This window comes from Delftia tsuruhatensis NBRC 16741, assembly GCF_001571325.1.
Taxonomy (GTDB): domain Bacteria; phylum Pseudomonadota; class Gammaproteobacteria; order Burkholderiales; family Burkholderiaceae_C; genus Comamonas; species Comamonas tsuruhatensis.
Window position 1 is genome coordinate 14,574 of sequence record NZ_BCTO01000034.1, and the last position, 16,610, is coordinate 31,183.

Genomic DNA, 16,610 nt, shown 5'->3' on the forward strand with positions numbered 1-16,610 from the left:
AAAGCGCCAGCGGACCGGACCGCGCCGCTCCCCACAACGAAAGCCAGCAGGGACACCCATGCCAGCCACACAAGGGAAGATCATTCCCATTGCCGTCCTCAATGCCGCTGTTGCCGGCAGCGCACTCGGCGCCCATGAGCGCGAGGCCGTCGAGCACGCCATTGCCGTCCACGCCCTGCGCCCCGGCCCCCTGATCGAGTTGCTGCACGCCGTGCAGGACATGCTGGGCCATATCCCCGAAGCCGCCGTGCCGCGCATCGCCGATGCGCTGAACCTCTCGCGTGCCGAGGTGCATGGCGTCATCTCCTACTACCCCCATTTCCGCAGCACGCCAGCGGGCCGCCATGTCCTGCAGGTCTGCCGCGCCGAGGCCTGCCAGTCGCGCGGTGCCGACGCGCTGCTGGCCCACGCAGGCCAGGCGCTGGGCTGCGGATCGAGTGGGCATGGGCATGGGCATGCAACCAGTGCCGATGGCGCCGTCACGCTGGAGCCGGTCTACTGCCTGGGCCTGTGCGCGTCATCGCCTGCCGTGATGCTCGATGGCCATCCCCATGCGCATGTCACGGCCAACGGCCTGGATGCACTCATCGCGCAATGCCGCCAGCCGGAGCAGGCCGGCGAGCCGGTGGCGCAGCCTGCGCATGCAGGGGCAGGGGCAGGGGCAGGCCCCGGCGTGCGCGTCTATGTGCCCCGCGATGCCGCCGCGCTGGCCGTGGGGGCCGACGCCGTGGCCGGCGCCCTGCAGCGCGAGTGCGAGGCGCGCGGCCTTGCGGTGCAGATCGTGCGCAACGGCTCGCGCGGCCTGCTGTGGCTGGAGACCCTGGTGGAAGTCGAGACGCCCGAAGGCCGCGTGGCCTACGGCCCGGTCACGGCCGATGCGGTGCCGGGCCTGATCGATGCCGGAATGCTGCAGGGCGGCAGCCATGCGCTGTGCCATGGACTGACCGAGGCCATTGCCTACCTGGCGCGCCAGGAGCGCCTGACCTTTGCGCGCGTGGGCGTCATCGACCCGCTGAACCTGGCCGACTATGCGGCCCATGGCGGCTGGCAGGGGCTGGAGCGCGCGGCGCGCATGGAGCCCGCGGCCATCGTGCAGGAGGTGCTGGATTCGGGCCTGCGCGGCCGTGGCGGTGCGGCGTTTCCGGCCGGCATCAAGTGGAAGACCGTGGCCGCCGCAGCGGGGCCGCAAAAGTACATTGCCTGCAACGCCGACGAGGGCGACTCGGGCACCTTCGCCGACCGGCTGCTGATGGAAGGCGATCCCTACACGCTGATCGAAGGCATGGCCATTGCTGGCCTGGCCGTGGGCGCCACACAGGGCCTGGTCTATGTGCGCAGCGAGTATCCGCATGCCATCGCCACCCTGCGCGAAGCCATTGCGCGCGCCGAGGCCGCAGGCTGGCTGGGCCGCGACGTAGCCGGCAGCGGACGGGCCTTCCACATGGAGGTGCGCAAGGGCGCGGGCAGCTATGTCTGCGGCGAGGAAACGGCCATGCTGGAGAGCATCGAGGGGCGGCGCGGCATCGTGCGCGCCAAGCCGCCGCTGCCGGCCATAGCGGGGCTGTGGGGCCGGCCCACGGTGATCAACAACGTGATCACGCTGGCCACGGTGCCGCTGATCCTGGCGCGCGGCGCGGCCTTCTACCAGGGCTTCGGCATGGGCCGCTCGCGCGGCACGCTGCCGTTCCAGCTGGCCGGCAACATTGCGCGCGGCGGCCTGGTGGAAAAGGCCTTCGGCCTGAGCCTGCGCGAGCTGGTGGAAGACTTCGGCGGCGGCACGGCCACCGGCCGCACCGTCAAGGCCGTGCAGGTGGGCGGCCCGCTGGGCAGCTATGTGGCGCCAGCCGACTGGGATGCGCCGCTGGACTACGAGGCCTATGCCGCCAAGGGCAACGTGGTGGGGCACGGCGGCATCGTCGTGCATGACGACACGGCCGACATGGCGCAGCTGGCGCGCTACGCCATGGAGTTCTGCGCCATCGAGTCCTGCGGCAAGTGCACGCCCTGCCGCATCGGCTCCACGCGCGGCGTGGAGGTCATCGACCGCATCGTGCGCGCCGGCGGCGACCCTGCCGCCCACGCCGGTCAGGTGGCCTTGCTGGAAAGCCTGTGCGACACCATGCAGCACGGCTCCATGTGCGCCATGGGCGGGATGACGCCGTATCCCGTGCGCTCGGCGCTGAACCACTACCCCCAGGACTTCGGCATCGAGTCCACCACGGCCGCAACGGCTGCCTGACCGGAGAACACCATGCTCGACCATTTGAAGCAAGCCGACTGGGGCACGCCCGCCAGCCCGTCCGAACGCCTGATCACCCTGGAGATCGACGGCCGCGAGGTCTGCGTTCCCGAGGGCACCTCGCTGATGCGCGCTGCCATGGAAGGCGGCGTCAGCGTGCCCAAGCTGTGCGCCACCGACAGCCTGGAGCCCTTCGGCTCCTGCCGCCTGTGCCTGGTGCAGATCGAAGGCCGCAAGGGCTTTCCGGCCTCGTGCACCACGCCGGCCGAGCCGGGCATGAAGGTGCGCACGCAAAGCCCGCAGCTGCAGGAGCTGCGCCGCGGCGTGATGGAGCTGTACATCTCCGACCATCCGCTGGACTGCCTGACCTGCAGCGCCAACGGCGACTGCGAACTGCAGGACATGGCCGGCACCGTGGGCCTGCGCGAGGTGCGCTACGGCTTCGACGGCGCCAACCATTTCAAGGGCCAGGCGCGCGCCGAGGTCGATGACTCCAACCCGTACTTCAGCTACGACCCCAGCAAGTGCATCGTCTGCAACCGCTGCGTGCGCGCCTGCGAGGAGACGCAGGGCACCTTTGCGCTGACCATCTCGGGCCGGGGGTTTGACTCGCGCGTCACGGCGGGGCAGGGCGGCAGCTTCATGGACAGCGACTGCGTCAGCTGCGGCGCCTGCGTGCAGGCCTGCCCCACGGCCACGCTGCAGGAAAAGACCGTGACCGAGCTGGGCCAGGCCGGGCACAGCGCCATCACCACCTGCGCCTACTGCGGCGTGGGCTGCGGCTTCAAGGCCGAGATGAAGGGCGAGCAGGTCGTGCGCATGGTGCCCTGGAAGGACGGCCAGGCCAACGAGGGCCATGCCTGCGTCAAGGGCCGCTTTGCCTGGGGCTATGCCACGCACAAGGACCGCATCACCCGGCCCATGGTCCGCGCGAAGATCACCGACCCCTGGCGCGAAGTGAGCTGGGAAGAGGCCATTGCCCACACGGCCAGCGAGTTCCGCCGCATCCAGGCCAAGCACGGCAAGGATTCCATTGGCGGCATCACCTCCTCGCGCTGCACCAACGAAGAGGCCTACCTGGTGCAAAAGCTGGTGCGCACGGCCTTCGGCAACAACAACGTCGATACCTGCGCGCGCGTGTGCCACTCGCCCACGGGCTATGGCCTGGGCCAGACCTATGGCACCTCGGCCGGCACGCAGACCTTCAAGTCCATCGAGCACACGGACGTGGTCATGGTCATCGGCGCCAATCCCACGGCCGCGCACCCGGTGTTCGGCTCGCGCATGAAAAAGCGCCTGCGCGGCGACGGCCGGCGTGTGGGCGCCAAGCTCATCGTCATCGACCCGCGCGAGATCGAGCTCGTCAAGTCGCCCCACATCCGCGCCGACTACCACCTGCAGCTGCGGCCCGGCACCAACGTGGCCATGATCACCTCGCTGGCCCATGTCATCGTCACCGAAGGCTGGCTGGCCGAGGGCTACATCGCCGAGCGCTGCGATGCCAAGTCCTTCGCGCAGTGGAAGGAATTCGTGGCCCGGCCCGAGAACTCGCCCGAGGCCATGGCCGAGGTCACCGGGGTCGCTCCCGAACTCGTGCGCGGCGCCGCGCGCCTGTATGCGCTGGGCGCAGAGGACCACCCAGCGGGCCGCCCCGTCAACGCGGCCATCTACTACGGCCTGGGCGTGACCGAGCATGCGCAGGGCTCGACCATGGTCATGGGCATCGCCAACCTGGCCATGGCCACGGGCAACGTGGGCCGCGAGGGCGTGGGCGTGAACCCGCTGCGCGGCCAGAACAACGTGCAGGGCTCCTGCGACATGGGTTCCTTCCCGCATGAGCTGCCCGGCTACCGCCACATCTCGGACAGCACGGTGCGCGCCGAGTTCGAGGGGGCCTGGGGCGTGGCGCTCAGCCCCGAGCCCGGCCTGCGCATTCCCAACATGTTCGAGGCGGCCCTGGCCGGCAGCTTCATGGGCCTGTACTGCGAGGGCGAGGACATCGTGCAGTCCGACCCCAACACCCAGCATGTGACGGCCGCGCTCTCGGCCATGGAATGCGTGGTGGTGCAGGACATCTTCCTCAACGAAACCGCCAAGTACGCCCATGTCTTCCTGCCGGGCGCCTCTTTCCTCGAAAAGGACGGCACCTTCACCAATGCCGAGCGCCGCATCTCGCGCGTGCGCAAGGTCATGGCGCCGCTGGCCGGCCATGCCGACTGGGAAGTCACCCAGCTGCTGGCCAATGCGCTGGGCTATGCCATGCACTACACGCACCCGAGCGAGATCATGGCCGAGATCGCCGCGCTCACGCCCAGCTTCGCGGGCGTGAACTACGACAAGATCGACCGGCTGGGCAGCGTGCAATGGCCCTGCAATGACAGCACCGAAGAGGCCGGCACTTCCATCATGCACAGGGACCGCTTCGTGCGCGGCAAGGGCCGCTTCATCATCACCCAGTACGTGGCCACCGACGAGAAGGTCACCCAGCGCTTTCCGCTGCTGCTGACCACGGGCCGCATCCTGTCGCAGTACAACGTGGGCGCCCAGACCCGACGCACGCACAACAGCCACTGGCACAGCGAGGACCGGCTGGAAATCCATCCGCATGACGCCGAGGACCGCGGCATACGCGACGGAGACTGGGTCGGCATCGCCAGCCGCGCGGGCGAGACCGTGCTGCGCGCCACCGTCACCGAGCGCATACAGCCCGGCGTGGTCTACACCACCTTCCACTTTCCCGAATCGGGCGCCAACGTCATCACCACCGACAGCTCCGACTGGGCCACCAATTGCCCCGAATACAAGGTCACGGCCGTGCAGGTGCTGCCCGTCCCCCAGCACGCCCAGCCGTCCGACTGGCAGCGCGGCTTTGCGCGCATGCACGAAGAGCAGATCGGCCTGTTGCATGCCGCGCAGGCAGGCAGCATGGCCGTGGCGGGAGGCAAGTGATGGACAGCGCCAACCTGGTCCGCATGGCCAACCGCATCGGCGAGTTCTTCGAGGCCATGCCCGAGCGTGACGAGGCCCTGCAGGGCATTGCCGAACACATCCGCAAATTCTGGGAGCCCCGCATGCGCGCCGAACTGGCCCGCGTGCTGGCCAGTCCCGACAAGGCGCAGGCGCTCAAGCCCATCGTGCGCGAGGCGCTGGTGCTGCATCCGCTGACCTTGCCGTCGGCGGCGCAGGCTTAGCCAAACCGCTTCTTCCTGGCCATCTCCCGCGCCAGCTCCACAAAGCCGGCAGCGGCCGGCGACAGCCGTTCCATGCTGCGCACGGCCAGGCCGGTGACGCGGCGCTGGCGGGGCGAGAGGCTGCGGTAGACCATGCCTTCGGGCGCCTGCTCGGGCACGGCCAGGCGCGCGGCAATGGCAATGGCGTGGCCCTGGGCCACGAAGCCCTGCATGGAGGACATCTGCTCGAAGTGGTAGATGGCCGCAGGCTGGGCGCCGGCCTCGGCCAGGAAGCGGTCGATGTGCGCGCCCGACCCGGCCGAGGTGCGTACAAAGGCCTCGCCCTGCAGGTCGGCGGCGCGGATGCTGCGCTGGGCCGCCAGCCGGTGCGATGCGGGCAGCAGCGCCACCAGTTCGTCTTCCACCAGGGGCACGGTCTCGAAGCGCTCGTCGGGCAGCACGACGAAGCCGATCTCCACGCGCCGCTCCAGCAGCCACTTGACCACGGTGTCGTCGTTTTGCTCGTCGATCTGCACCAGCACGGCGGGCTGGCGGCGCCGGTACTCGGTGATCAGCGGGGGCAGCAGCCGCAGCGAAGAGGTGGCGCCGAACGAGGCCACGCGCAGCGTGCCGCGCGCCATGCCGCGCTCGGCATCGGCCTCCTGCCGCAAGGCCTCCTTTTGCTGGAGGATGTCGTTGGCGCGCTGCAGCAGCCGCGTGCCTGCGTCGGTCAGCGGGGAGTGGGGGCCTTCGCGCCGCACCAGCTGAACCTGCAGCTCGCCTTCCAGCGCGCGCAGGGCATGGCTGACGGCGCTCTGGGTAATGCCCAGCAGAGCGGCCGCGCGCGAGAAACTGCCGGCGCGGGCCAGCGCCGCGAACACTTCGAGCTGGGTGAAGGTCATGGGATCACGTTGTCCAGGTCATGAGCATTCGCTCATTTGTCTATGAATCGATATGAGCACATAGTACGCGCCATGAATTTTCAACGCTTCTTCGGTCCCCACCTGCGGCTTGTCGGCATGGCCCTGCTGTGGGGCGCTTCCTGGCCTGCGGGCCGCGTGGTGGCACAGAACATGCCGCCGCTGGCAGCCGCCAGCCTGCGCTTCCTGCTGGCCGCAGCCGTGCTGCTGCCCTGGCTGTACTGGGCCGGTGGCATGGCGGGCCTGCGGCAATGGAGTGCCAAACGCTGGCTGGGCATGGCGGCCGCCGGCGCCACGGGCGTGTTCGGCTATGCGGCCTTCTTCCTCATGGGGCTGCAGCATGTGCCGGCCGGCAAGGCGGCCCTGGTGATCACGCTCAACCCCGTGCTCACGCTGGCGCTGGCGGTCTGGCTGTTCGGCGAGCGGCTCAACCGCACCATTGCCCTGGGCATGGCGCTGGCGGCCTGCGGCGCCGTGGTGGTGATCTCGCATGGCCAGCCGCTGGCGCTGCTGCAGGGATCGGTGGGCGCGGGCGAGCTGCTGATCCTGGGCTGCGTGGTGTGCTGGGTGAGCTACACCCTGATCGGTCGCTGGCTGCTCACGGGCGTGGATGCGCTGTCGGCCACGGCCGTGACCTCGACCATGGGCGCGGCCATGCTGCTGGTGGCCAGCCTGGTGGTCGAGGGGCCGGCCGACCTGCAGGCTGCCGTGCTTGGCAACGGCACTGCCTGGGGCGCGCTGGCCTTCCTGGCCTTCGGCGCCACGGCGCTTGCCTATGCCTGGTACTTCGACGGCGTCAAGGCGCTGGGCGCGGGCGCGGCCTCGGGCTACATCACGCTGGTGCCCGTGATCGGCGTGGCGCTGTCGGCGCTGTGGCTGGGCGAGAGCATCGATGCCAGCATCGTGCTGGGCGGCGGCATGGCCGTGGCCGGCACGGCGCTGATGAACTGGGGGCGCAGGCCTGCGGCTGCGGTGCACGTGGTTGCCAAGCGCACCGCAGTCCAGAGCTGAACGGACTCCGTCCGGTTCAATCCAGCGAGGCGCCCGAGGTGCGCACGCGCTCGCCCTGCACCTGGTAGTCGCGCGCCAGGAAGTCGCGGTATTCGGCGGGGCTGGAGGCCACGGCCACGTAGGAGAACGCGTCCACCTGGGTCTTGCGGAATTCGGGCTCCAGCAGCACGCGGCGCACATCGGCGGCGATCTTCTCCACCAGGGGCGCCGGCGTTCCAGCCGGTGCCAGCAGGCCGATGTTGAAGACAGCCTGGATGTCGCGCACCCCGGCTTCCTTGAAGGTGGGCACATCCGGCAGGGCGATGCTGCGTGTCTCCGAGGACACGGCCAGGGCCTTGAGCTTGCCCGACTTGATGTGCTGCTCGATCACCGACACGCCCAGCACCGCTGCGTCGATCTGGCCGGCGATGACTTCGGGGATCAGCGGTGCGGCGCCCTTGTAGGGCACGTGCACCATCTCCAGCCCTTCCTGCTTGGCGAACATGGCCAGCGGCAGGTGCACGATGCCGCCCGCGCCCGATGAGCCATAGGTCAGCGGTTTGGTCTTGCCTGCCTGGCGTGCCTGAGCGATGAACTCCTGCAGCGTGCCGGCCTTGGAGCTCTGGGGCACGAAGAAGACCATGGGCACGCTGATCAGGCGGGAGATGGGGGCGAAGTCCTTTTGCGGGTTGTAGGGCAGCTTCCGGTACAGGTGCGGGTTCATGGTCAGCGACGCTTCGGTCGCGGCGAACAGCGTGTAGCCGTCGGGTGCGCTCTTGGCCACGAACTCGGCCCCGATGATCTCGTTGGCGCCTGTGCGGTTGAGGATGACCACGGGTTGCGACCAGACCTTGTTCAGGCGCGTGGCCAGCGCGCGTGCCAGGTTGTCCACGGGGCCGCCGGCCGCGTAGGGCACGACGATGTTCACCGGCTTGGAAGGAAAGGCTGCCGGAGCCTGGGCGTGGCCCAAGGCGGGCACGAGGGCCACGGTGGCGGTCAGCAGGGTTGCGGCGATGCGATGCAGGCTGGACATGGTGTGGGAAGCGGATACGGTGAAGCAGGCCGCACTCCAAGGGGCGGCCTGCTGTGGAACGGACGAAGCGAAAAAAATGGCAGGCCGGAAGGCCCCGGAAGGTGGCGGAGCCTCAGGCGCGCACACGCTCCATGCGTGTCAGTGGCAAGGACTCGCCTTCGCTGACTGCGGGCTGCAGCACGAAGTCGAAGCGCGTGCGGACGAAAGGCGCGTTCACGCCCAGCGACTCATAGCCGGCCGGCGCCACGCCGCGCTCCAGCTCGACGATCAGGCCGTCGCGCGTGGCGAAGGCGAAGTCGTCGTCCAGGTAGGTATCGCCGGGCAGGTTGACCTGGGTGGTCAGCGTGCGCATGCCGGGTGCAACCACGAGGAAGTGGATGTGGGCGGGACGATGGCCGTGGCGTCCCAGCGCGTCGAACAGTTCCGAGGTGGGGCTGTTCGGCGGTATGGAGTAGCCGGGCGGCACATAGCTGCGAAAGCGGTAGCGGCCCTGGTCGTCGGCTTCTATGCGGCGGCGCAGCTCGTAGGGCTTCATGCCCGGGAAGAAGTGCGAGTAGCCGCCCTGGACATTGGCATGCCAGACATCGATGAGCGCATGCGGCAGAGGCCGGCCGTCAAGATCCAGCACCCGTCCTTCCATCACGAAGACCTCGCCCTGGGGCTCGCCCTCGTCCAGGCGCGCTTCCGCTTGCGACAGCGGTGCACCGGCCACGAACAGCGGGCCTTCGATGGCGCGCGGCGTGCCGCCCGCACGGCCGGCACGCGCATCGGCCTCGTCGCTGCGGATGTCCAGCAGCCGGTCGAAGCCCAGGCCTGCCGTGATCAGGCCCAGCTGGCCGCTGCTCCCCAGGCGGCCCAGCCAGTCCACGGCGGCCCAGAATTCGTCGGGCGTGACATCCATCTCGTCGATGGTGTGGAACAGATCGCTGACGATGCGCTGGGTCAGCGCCCGCACGCGGTCGCTGCCAGGGGCGATCTGCTTGCTGTTGACCAGATTCAGCAGCTGGTCCTGGGACAGTTCGGACATGTTTGTCTCCTCGTGGTTTTATGGGATGTCCTGGAAAAGAGAAGCGCTCAGTCCATGCTGATGTTGCGCTCCGTGATCACCTTGGTCCAGCGCACGGACTCGGCCTGCAGGTGCCTGGCCGCTTCCTCGGGCGTGGAGCCCACGACTTCGGCGCCGATGGCCTTGAAGCGTTCGAGCACGTCGGGCTGCTTCATCTCGGCCACGAAGACCTGGTTGAGCTTCTTGACGATGGCTGGCGGCGTGCTGGCGGGCATGAAGACGGCGAACCAGGGCGAGACCTCGTAGCCCTTGATGCCGGCCTCTTCCATGGTGGGCACGTCGGGCATGCTGGACGAGCGCTTGGCCGTGGTCACGGCCAGGGCGCGCAGCTTGCCCGACTGGATGTGCGGGCGCGCCGATGTGATGGAGTCGAACATGTAGTTGACCTGTCCGCCCAGCAGGTCGGAGACGGCCGGGCCCGATCCCTTGTAGGGGATGTGCAGGATGTCCACGCCGGCCAGCGAGTTGAACACTTCGCCCGCCAGGTGGATGGAGGTGCCGTTGCCGGCCGAGGCATAGGTCAGCTTGCCGGGCGAGGCCTTGGCGGCGGCCACCACGTCGGCCACGCTCTTGACGTTGGGCTGGGTGGAGTTGGTGACCAGGATGTTGGGCACCACGGCCAGCACGCCCACGGGGGCGAAGTCCTTGATCGGGTCGTAGCTGAGCTTGCGGTACAGCGGCTTGTTGGTGGCCATGCCGATGGAGGTGATCATCAGCGTGTAGCCGTCGCCGGGCTGCTTGGCCACGAAGTCGGCGCCGATGTTGCCGCCGGCGCCGGGACGGTTCTCGATCACGAAGGGCTGGCCCAGCGTGCGGCCGGCCTTCTCGCCCAGGGTGCGCGCGATGGCGTCCATGGCGCCGCCCGGCGGGAAGGGCACGATCCAGCGGATGGGCTTGCTGGGCCAGTTGGCCTCGGGAGCCTGCGCATGGGCGGCGGGCATCACGGCGGACAGGCACAGGCCTGCGGCTGCGGCGGTCAGAAAACGGCGTTTCACATTCACTTCAGTTGTCTCCGAACAATTTGGTCTTGGTTTGGGCTGTGCTCAGGCGATGGCCGAGGGATGCTTTGCCAGCGGCGTGACCTGGATGTCCATGTAGGGGAACAGCGGCAGGCCCTGCAGCAGCTCGTGCAGCTCGTCGTTGGAGGCCACGTCGAACACGCTGTAGTTGGCGTACTCGCCGACCACGCGCCAGATGTGGGGCCAGCGTCCGTCGTGCTGCAGCTGCTGGGAATAGGCCTTCTCGCGGGCCTTGATCTCGGCTGCCACGTCGGCGGGCAGGTCGTGGGGGATCTTCACGTCCATGCGGACCAGGTAAAGCATGTTTGTCTCCAGGAGGAATGAAAGGAATTCAGGTCGCAGCCCCGGTCCGGGCCTGCCCCATGTCGAAGTGCTGCGGCTGGCTGCCGGCCAGCGCGCGGTCGAAGCTCGCCAACTGCTGCAGGTCGATCTCCAAGCCCAGGCCGGGCCCGTCGGGCAGTTGCAGCTCGAAGTCGCGGATGGCCATGCGCTCGGTGACGATGTCGTCCACCAGCAGCTGGGGGCCGAACAGCTCGCAGTTGTAGTGCTGCCCGCCCAGCGTGGCAAAGACATGGGCGGAGGCGGCCGAGCCGATCGAGGTCTCCAGCATGGTGCCGCCGTACCAGCCGATATCGGCCGCCTGGGCAATGGCCGCCACCTTGCGCGTGCGCAGCAGGCCGCCGTGCTTGGCCACCTTGAGCGAGAACACATGGCTGGCCTGCTCGCGCGCCAGGCGCATGGCGTCGTAGGGCGTGCACACGCTCTCGTCGGCCATGACCAGGGCGCCCTGCAGCGTGGCGGTCAGCTCGCGCAGCGCGGGCACGTTCCAGCCGGCCACGGGCTGCTCGATCAGGGTCACGCCGGCATCGATCAATTGCGGCAGAAAGCGCCGCGCCGTGGCGCCGTCCCAGGCCTGGTTCACGTCCACGGTCAGCGTGGCGCGGCCCTGCAGGCCGCGTGCGATCTCGCTCACATGGGCCACATCGGCCTCGGGCGTGCGCGCGCCGATCTTCATCTTGAAGATGCGGTGGCGCTTTTGTTCCAGGCGCAGCTGGGCCTCGGCCAGGTCGCGCTCGATGTCGCCGCTGGCCAGCGTCCAGGCCAGGGGCAGGCTGTCGCGCTGCTTGCCGCCCAGCAACTGCCACACGGGCAACTGCAGGCTGCGCGCCACGGCGTCCAGCAGCGCGATTTCCACGGCGCTCTTGGCAAAGGCATTGCCCTTGCAGGCCAGGTCCATGCGCGAGAGGCAGGCCTCGAAGCGCGCGCCGTCCTGGCCGATCAGGCTGGGCGCCAGGTGGTTGGTGATGGCATGGTGGATGCTCTCGGGCGATTCCTCGTTCCACGACGGGCCGCCGATGGTGGCGGCCTCGCCAAAGCCCGTGGCCCCGTTGTGCAGCCACAACTGCACGATCACCGGGCTTTGCCGGCTGATGGAGCCGAACGACAGCTTGTGCGGGCGGATGGTGGGAATGTCGAGGATCCGCGCCTCGATGCGCTCGATCAGAAAACGGTCTTGCATGGCAATGGCTGGTGTCCTGGCTGGCGGCGGCTGCCGGCAATGGACACAAGCGTAAATCCATGCATTGTGTGGATCTATTGAATTATTTGTGAGAAATCATTCGATGGTGTCGATGTGTTGAATGCCTGCGCGGCAGGCAGGGGGCGCGGCAGCCTTGTGCTGCGCACGCCCTCTGGCGACGGGATCAGAAACTGCTGCGCAGCGTGACCATGATGCTGCGCGGCAGGCCGTAGTAGTTGCTGCGCGTGGCCGTGCCCACGCGCTCCCAGTAGACGCGGTCGAACAGGTTGTCGATGTTCACGGCCAGCTTGACCTGGGGGGTCAGCGGGTAGGCGGCATAGACGGACCAGACGCCGTAGCCGCCCGCGCGCCAGCGCACGGTGCCCAGGGTGTCGTAGAACTCGCTGACGGCGCGCACGCCCGCGCCCAGCTCCAGCCCCTGGGCCACGGGGCCGGCCACGCGGTAGCGCGCCCACAGGTTCACGCTGTGGCGCGGCGACATGGTGCTGAAGTCGGTGCCCGTCTGCGTGACGGTGCCCTGCAGGTATTTGGAGCGCATGTAGGCGTAACTGGCCGCCACGTCCCAGCGCGGCGACAGCGAGCCGACCACCTCGGCCTCGAAGCCTTCGGAGCGCACCTTGCCTGCGGGGATGACGAAGGCGGCATCGGCGGGGTCGGCCAGCGCGCGGTTGGTGTCCTGCATGCGGTAGACGGCGGCGGTGGCATTCAGGCGTCCGTCCAGCAGGCTGCCCTTGATGCCGGCTTCCACCTGCCGGCCCTCGCGCGGGGCGATCTGGCCGCCGCCGGCCAGGCGCCCGCTTTGCGGCTGGAAGATGCGCGACTGGCTGGCGTAGAGCGTCCAGCTGTCGTTCAGATCGAGGAGCACGGCGCCGAAGGGCGTGAACTGGCCATCGACCTCGTAGCCCGAGCGCGTGTTCTGCAGCCGGTCCGAGGTTTCTGTCTTCCACCAGCTCTTGCGCGCACCCGCCACCAGGGTGAGGGCCTGCGTGGGCTTGATGCGCAACTGGCCGTAGACGCCGCGCAGGCTAGTGCGCGTAATGTCGTCGGCAAAGGGCTTGAAGCTGGGCTCGGGGATGGAGGAGGGGTCGTAGTGGAACAGGTCGGCCGGCGTGTTCATGGCGCCGCGCAGCATGCGCAGGTGCATGTTGGAGCTGCGGTAGTCCGCGCCCGCGATGAAATGGTGCGTCTGCCCGGCCCATTGCCAGGGCGTGCTGTAGTAGATGTCGGCCGTGGTGTCGGCGTAGTCGCGGTCCACGGTCTGGGCCTGGGTGAAGCGGCTGATGCCGGTGTCCGATACGGCCGAGTAGCCGTTGATGTACTTGTCGCGCTGCTGGCGCAGCACACGGCGGGCGGCCAGCTTGAACAGGCCGCCGCCGTCGAGCCGCGTCTCCGACTCGATGAAGCCGGCCAGCGATTCGGGCGCGGCGCGGCCCCAGTCGGCGGCAATGGCCACGTCGCGCGGAATGGGGGCCAGCCTGCCGTCGGCGTGGGCGGGCAGGCCGGTGTCGTAGTTGCCCCGGCCGCGCTGCCAGGTGGCGCCCACCGAGACCGTGCTCTGGGAAGTGATGTCCAGCTCCACCGTGCCGTACAGGGCCTGCTTGTGGCCGTCCATGGCCATCACGGGGCTGCCGAAGTTCTCGTGCAGCGCCACCACCCGGCCACGCAGGCGGCCATCTTCGGACAGCGCTCCGGTGACATCCACCTCGGCCCGCTTGCGGCCCCGCGAGCCCAGGCCGATGGCGCCCTGGCCCTGGTAGTCCGGCAGGGCGCGCTTGCGCACCAGGTTGAGCATGACGCTGGGCTCGCCTGCGCCCGAGAACAGCCCGGCCGGCCCGCGCAGGGCCTCGACCCGGTCGAACAGGGCCAGGTCCAGCGTTTCCTGGGTGGCCGGATTGCCGCTGACGGTGAGACCGTCCAACTGGTAGGTGGAGGACTGGTAGCCGCGCGAGAGGATGTCGCTGCGCCCGCCCGTGCTGCTTTGCCGGCGCACGACGATGCCGGGCACCACCTTGGCGGCTTCGGTGAGCTCGACGAAGTTCTGGTCATCGAGCCGTGCGCGCGAGATCACGGACACGGACTGCGGCGTCTCCCGGGCCGTCAGCTCGATCTTGGTGGCCGCGCTGGCATAGGGCGCCCGGTAGCTGCCCGTGCCTTCCGTGCGGCCGTCGCGCAGGGCCGTGGCTGTCACCCGCACTTCGTCCAGCGCGGTCTGCGGGCGCGCCGGGGCGGGGCGCAGCAGCCAGCCGCCCTGGGGCTGGGCAGAGGCTTGCAGGCCGCTGCCGGCCAGCAGGCGCTGCAGTGCCTCGGCCGGCTCCAGGCGGCCCTGGACGGCGGGCGCGGACTTGCCTGCGAGCAGGGCGCTGTCGGCCGCGATGCTGGTGCCGGTGGCGCGCGCCAGGGCCTTGATGGCGTCGGACAGCGGCTGGGCCGGCAGGTCGATGTCGGCAGGGGCGGCCAGGGCTGGCGTGCAGGCCAGTGCCGCCGCGCAGGCGAGCAGGGACAGGCAGGCGCGTGCCGGGCGAAGGGAAAGAGGGCGGGCGGGCATGGCGGGAACGTTCTCCTGGGTGTCGGTTGTGCTCGCCTGTATGACGGGGCAGCCCGCCGGATCCCTGATGTGCGTTGGCCGCTTTTTTTCAGTTTTTCCGGATTTTTTCCGGCGCCGTGCTGCGCGGGGCCAGCCAGGTGGCGCCGTCGCGCTCCTGCACGCGCACGGCGGCGATGCGCGGCAGCGCGTCCAGGAAGCTCTCCACATCGGCGCGCTGCACGGCGGCCGTGATGCGCGGCCCGCCCGTGCCGTCGGCTACGGCCGCACGCACGGGCTGGCGGCGCCAGCGCGACAGCGTGGCCGCGATCTCGCCCAGCCCGGCGCTGTCGAAGACGATGAGGCCGCGTTCGATGGACGAGAAGCTGTCGCGCGCATCGCGTTGCACGCGGCGGGGGAGGGGGCTGGCGTGGGCGCCATCGGCACCGGGTGCGGCACCGGGGGCGGCACCGGCGCTTTCGTCCGGCAGTTCCCCCACTTCGCCAGCCTGCAGCAGCAAGGACGGTTCTCCGTCACCACCTTTCACCGCCAAACGCACCGTTCCATGCTCCACGCCCACCCGCACCAGGCCCGGCAGGCGGTTGACGGTGAAGCGCGTGCCCAGCACGGTGATGCGGGCCTGGCCGGCGGCGATGGTGAAGGGGCGGCCTGCATCCCTGGCCACGTCGAACAGGGCCTCTCCCTGCTCCAGCACCACGGCGCGCTGGCGGCGCGTGTAGCGCGTGGCGATGCGGCTGGCCGGTCCCAGGGTCAGCACGCTGGCGTCGGGCAGGTTCAGCACGATGCGTTCGCCAATCGCACTGTCGCGGGCCAGGGCGAACACGGTGGTGTCCTGCCATTCAAGCCAGCCGCGCCATGCCAGCAGGCCCGCCGTGCCCAGGCCGGCAACGCCCAGCACGCCGCGGGTGATGATCGCGCGGCGCGCGTTGCTGCGTGTGTTGCGGCGCTGGCGTGCGGCGGTGTCCACCGCCGTGGCCAGGGCCTCGGTGCGGGGCGTGGAGTCGAAGTCCTGCCACAGCGCCTCGAAGGCGGCGTATTCGGCGGCGTGGCGCGGGTCGGCGTCCATCCAGCGGCGCCAGGCAGCGGCATCGGCGGCGCCCGGCCGCGCTCCCGCATCCCGGTGCATGCGTATGAACCAGCGCGCGGCTTCCTCGCGCGGCGTGCTCATGGCGCGAGCAGCTCGCGCGCGGCGCGCAGGTCCAGCAGGGCGCGCATCAGGTGGCGCTCCACCATGTTCAGGCTGATGCCCAGCATGGCGGCAATCTGGGGCTGGGAGTGGCCTTCCACCTTGCACAGCCAGAACACCTCGCGGCAGCGCGCAGGCAATCCCTGGATGACACGCTGCACGGCGCCCAGGCGCTGCTGCAGGTCGGCCAGCATCTCGGCCGAAGGCACCGTGAAGGCTTCCTGCAAGGCGATTTCGTCCGCGCGTGCCACCGGGTGCTGCGCGGCGCCGGCCTCGCCTGCCAGCTCGGGCAGGGGCACGAAGCGGCGCTCATGCGCCATCTGGTCGGCCAGCACGGTGCGCGCCACCACGCGCAGGTAGGCATGCGGCTGGGCGATGCCTTCGTGCCGGCCGCTGAGGGCGTAGCGCACGAAGGCGTCATGCAGCACATCCTGCGCGCGGTGGATGCAGCGCGTGCTGCGCCAGATGGCGGGCAGCAGGCTTCCATAGGCCCAGTGCAGGTCCAGGCCCAGCCAGGCGGCAGGAGTCGGATGGCGTGTCATACAAGCAAGCGGGGAGGGAAGGCAGGCGGGCAGGGCGGGACGAAGTGCTGTCATTCTAAATGAGACTTTTTCTCATTTGTTGCCGCCCGTTTGCCACTTGTTCACCACCCGTTTGCCGGCCGCAGGCGCGCCGGCCGGCGGTGCCGCTACAGCAGCTCCGCCGGGCGCGTCTCCGATGCGCTGCGGCAGGGAAGGGTGATGCGAAACAGCGAGCCGCCCTCGGGCCGGTTGCTGGCCACGATGGTGCCGTCCATGGCGTCGATGATCTTGCGGCAGATGGCCAGCCCCAGGCCCGTGCCGCCCGAGCCGTTGCGGGTCTTGCTGGACTGCACGAAGGGCTGGAAGATCTTGTCCAGCTCCTGC

The 16,610-nt window shown here is 69.5% G+C and carries 14 protein-coding genes; 4 read left to right on the top strand and 10 right to left on the bottom strand.

Going from position 1 to position 16,610, the window contains the following annotated elements:
- Window positions 1-58: 58 nt before the first annotated feature.
- From DTS01S_RS17655 to DTS01S_RS17665, 3 genes are read left to right on the top strand one after another with little or no spacing between them, the layout of a single operon-like run.
- Window positions 59-2,239 (top strand): formate dehydrogenase subunit gamma, encoded by a 2,181-nt coding sequence (locus tag DTS01S_RS17655; RefSeq protein WP_061288251.1) that lies wholly within the window; start codon window positions 59-61, stop codon window positions 2,237-2,239.
- A 12-nt stretch (window positions 2,240-2,251) separates the two neighbouring features.
- Complete coding sequence (fdhF, locus tag DTS01S_RS17660; protein WP_061288252.1) at window positions 2,252-5,188, top strand: formate dehydrogenase subunit alpha; 2,937 nt, start codon at window positions 2,252-2,254, stop codon at window positions 5,186-5,188.
- Window positions 5,188-5,430, top strand: a complete 243-nt coding sequence (locus tag DTS01S_RS17665; protein ID WP_047217946.1) for a formate dehydrogenase subunit delta — start codon at window positions 5,188-5,190, stop codon at window positions 5,428-5,430. The genes fdhF and DTS01S_RS17665 overlap by 1 nt, the downstream gene beginning before the upstream one ends.
- Here the strand turns inward: DTS01S_RS17665 and DTS01S_RS17670 are convergent.
- Entirely contained in the window at window positions 5,427-6,311 is an 885-nt protein-coding gene (locus DTS01S_RS17670; RefSeq protein WP_061288254.1) for a LysR family transcriptional regulator, read from the bottom strand. The genes DTS01S_RS17665 and DTS01S_RS17670 overlap by 4 nt on opposite strands.
- A gap of 72 nt (window positions 6,312-6,383) precedes the next feature.
- Between DTS01S_RS17670 and DTS01S_RS17675 the strand changes: the two genes are divergently transcribed.
- Window positions 6,384-7,340: a DMT family transporter gene (locus DTS01S_RS17675; protein WP_061288256.1), complete on the top strand. Its 957-nt coding sequence runs from the start codon at window positions 6,384-6,386 to the stop codon at window positions 7,338-7,340.
- 16 nt (window positions 7,341-7,356) lie between these two features.
- Here the strand turns inward: DTS01S_RS17675 and DTS01S_RS17680 are convergent, their stop codons facing one another.
- The 9 genes from DTS01S_RS17680 to DTS01S_RS17720 all read right to left on the bottom strand — a co-directional run.
- Window positions 7,357-8,352 (bottom strand): Bug family tripartite tricarboxylate transporter substrate binding protein, encoded by a 996-nt coding sequence (locus tag DTS01S_RS17680; RefSeq protein WP_017406362.1) that lies wholly within the window; start codon window positions 8,350-8,352, stop codon window positions 7,357-7,359.
- Between the two features lie 112 nt (window positions 8,353-8,464).
- Window positions 8,465-9,379 carry a dioxygenase family protein gene (locus tag DTS01S_RS17685; protein WP_061288258.1) on the bottom strand — a complete coding sequence of 305 codons (915 nt, stop codon included), beginning with the start codon at window positions 9,377-9,379 and terminating at the stop codon, window positions 8,465-8,467.
- 47 nt (window positions 9,380-9,426) lie between these two features.
- Complete coding sequence (locus DTS01S_RS17690) at window positions 9,427-10,419, bottom strand: Bug family tripartite tricarboxylate transporter substrate binding protein (protein ID WP_046984479.1); 993 nt, start codon at window positions 10,417-10,419, stop codon at window positions 9,427-9,429.
- A 42-nt stretch (window positions 10,420-10,461) separates the two neighbouring features.
- Window positions 10,462-10,740 (bottom strand): muconolactone Delta-isomerase, encoded by a 279-nt coding sequence (gene catC, locus DTS01S_RS17695; RefSeq protein ID WP_046984478.1) that lies wholly within the window; start codon window positions 10,738-10,740, stop codon window positions 10,462-10,464.
- 28 nt (window positions 10,741-10,768) lie between these two features.
- The gene (locus DTS01S_RS17700) at window positions 10,769-11,956 is read right to left on the bottom strand and encodes a muconate cycloisomerase family protein (RefSeq protein ID WP_061288260.1); all 1,188 of its coding nucleotides are present in this window, start codon (window positions 11,954-11,956) and stop codon (window positions 10,769-10,771) included.
- A 184-nt stretch (window positions 11,957-12,140) separates the two neighbouring features.
- Window positions 12,141-14,522, bottom strand: coding sequence for a TonB-dependent siderophore receptor (locus DTS01S_RS17705; protein WP_061288262.1), 2,382 nt, complete (start codon window positions 14,520-14,522; stop codon window positions 12,141-12,143).
- 88 nt (window positions 14,523-14,610) lie between these two features.
- Window positions 14,611-15,687 (bottom strand): FecR family protein, encoded by a 1,077-nt coding sequence (locus DTS01S_RS17710; protein WP_061288264.1) that lies wholly within the window; start codon window positions 15,685-15,687, stop codon window positions 14,611-14,613.
- Window positions 15,684-16,247 (bottom strand): RNA polymerase sigma factor, encoded by a 564-nt coding sequence (locus DTS01S_RS17715; RefSeq protein ID WP_047217939.1) that lies wholly within the window; start codon window positions 16,245-16,247, stop codon window positions 15,684-15,686. The genes DTS01S_RS17710 and DTS01S_RS17715 overlap by 4 nt, the downstream gene beginning before the upstream one ends.
- A 146-nt stretch (window positions 16,248-16,393) precedes the next feature.
- Window positions 16,394-16,610: sensor histidine kinase (locus DTS01S_RS17720; protein WP_169804696.1), on the bottom strand; the 217-nt coding region annotated here is incomplete at its 5' end.

Coding starts and splice junctions, on each gene's coding strand:
- DTS01S_RS17675 (WP_061288256.1), top strand. CDS start 6,384: ATGAATTTTCAACGCTTCTTCGGTCCCCACCTGCGGCTTGTCGGCATG.
- DTS01S_RS17710 (WP_061288264.1), bottom strand. CDS start 15,687: ATGAGCACGCCGCGCGAGGAAGCCGCGCGCTGGTTCATACGCATGCAC.
- DTS01S_RS17685 (WP_061288258.1), bottom strand. CDS start 9,379: ATGTCCGAACTGTCCCAGGACCAGCTGCTGAATCTGGTCAACAGCAAG.
- DTS01S_RS17680 (WP_017406362.1), bottom strand. CDS start 8,352: ATGTCCAGCCTGCATCGCATCGCCGCAACCCTGCTGACCGCCACCGTG.
- DTS01S_RS17655 (WP_061288251.1), top strand. CDS start 59: ATGCCAGCCACACAAGGGAAGATCATTCCCATTGCCGTCCTCAATGCC.
- DTS01S_RS17665 (WP_047217946.1), top strand. CDS start 5,188: ATGGACAGCGCCAACCTGGTCCGCATGGCCAACCGCATCGGCGAGTTC.
- DTS01S_RS17670 (WP_061288254.1), bottom strand. CDS start 6,311: ATGACCTTCACCCAGCTCGAAGTGTTCGCGGCGCTGGCCCGCGCCGGC.
- DTS01S_RS17705 (WP_061288262.1), bottom strand. CDS start 14,522: ATGCCCGCCCGCCCTCTTTCCCTTCGCCCGGCACGCGCCTGCCTGTCC.
- catC (WP_046984478.1), bottom strand. CDS start 10,740: ATGCTTTACCTGGTCCGCATGGACGTGAAGATCCCCCACGACCTGCCC.
- DTS01S_RS17700 (WP_061288260.1), bottom strand. CDS start 11,956: ATGCAAGACCGTTTTCTGATCGAGCGCATCGAGGCGCGGATCCTCGAC.
- DTS01S_RS17715 (WP_047217939.1), bottom strand. CDS start 16,247: ATGACACGCCATCCGACTCCTGCCGCCTGGCTGGGCCTGGACCTGCAC.
- fdhF (WP_061288252.1), top strand. CDS start 2,252: ATGCTCGACCATTTGAAGCAAGCCGACTGGGGCACGCCCGCCAGCCCG.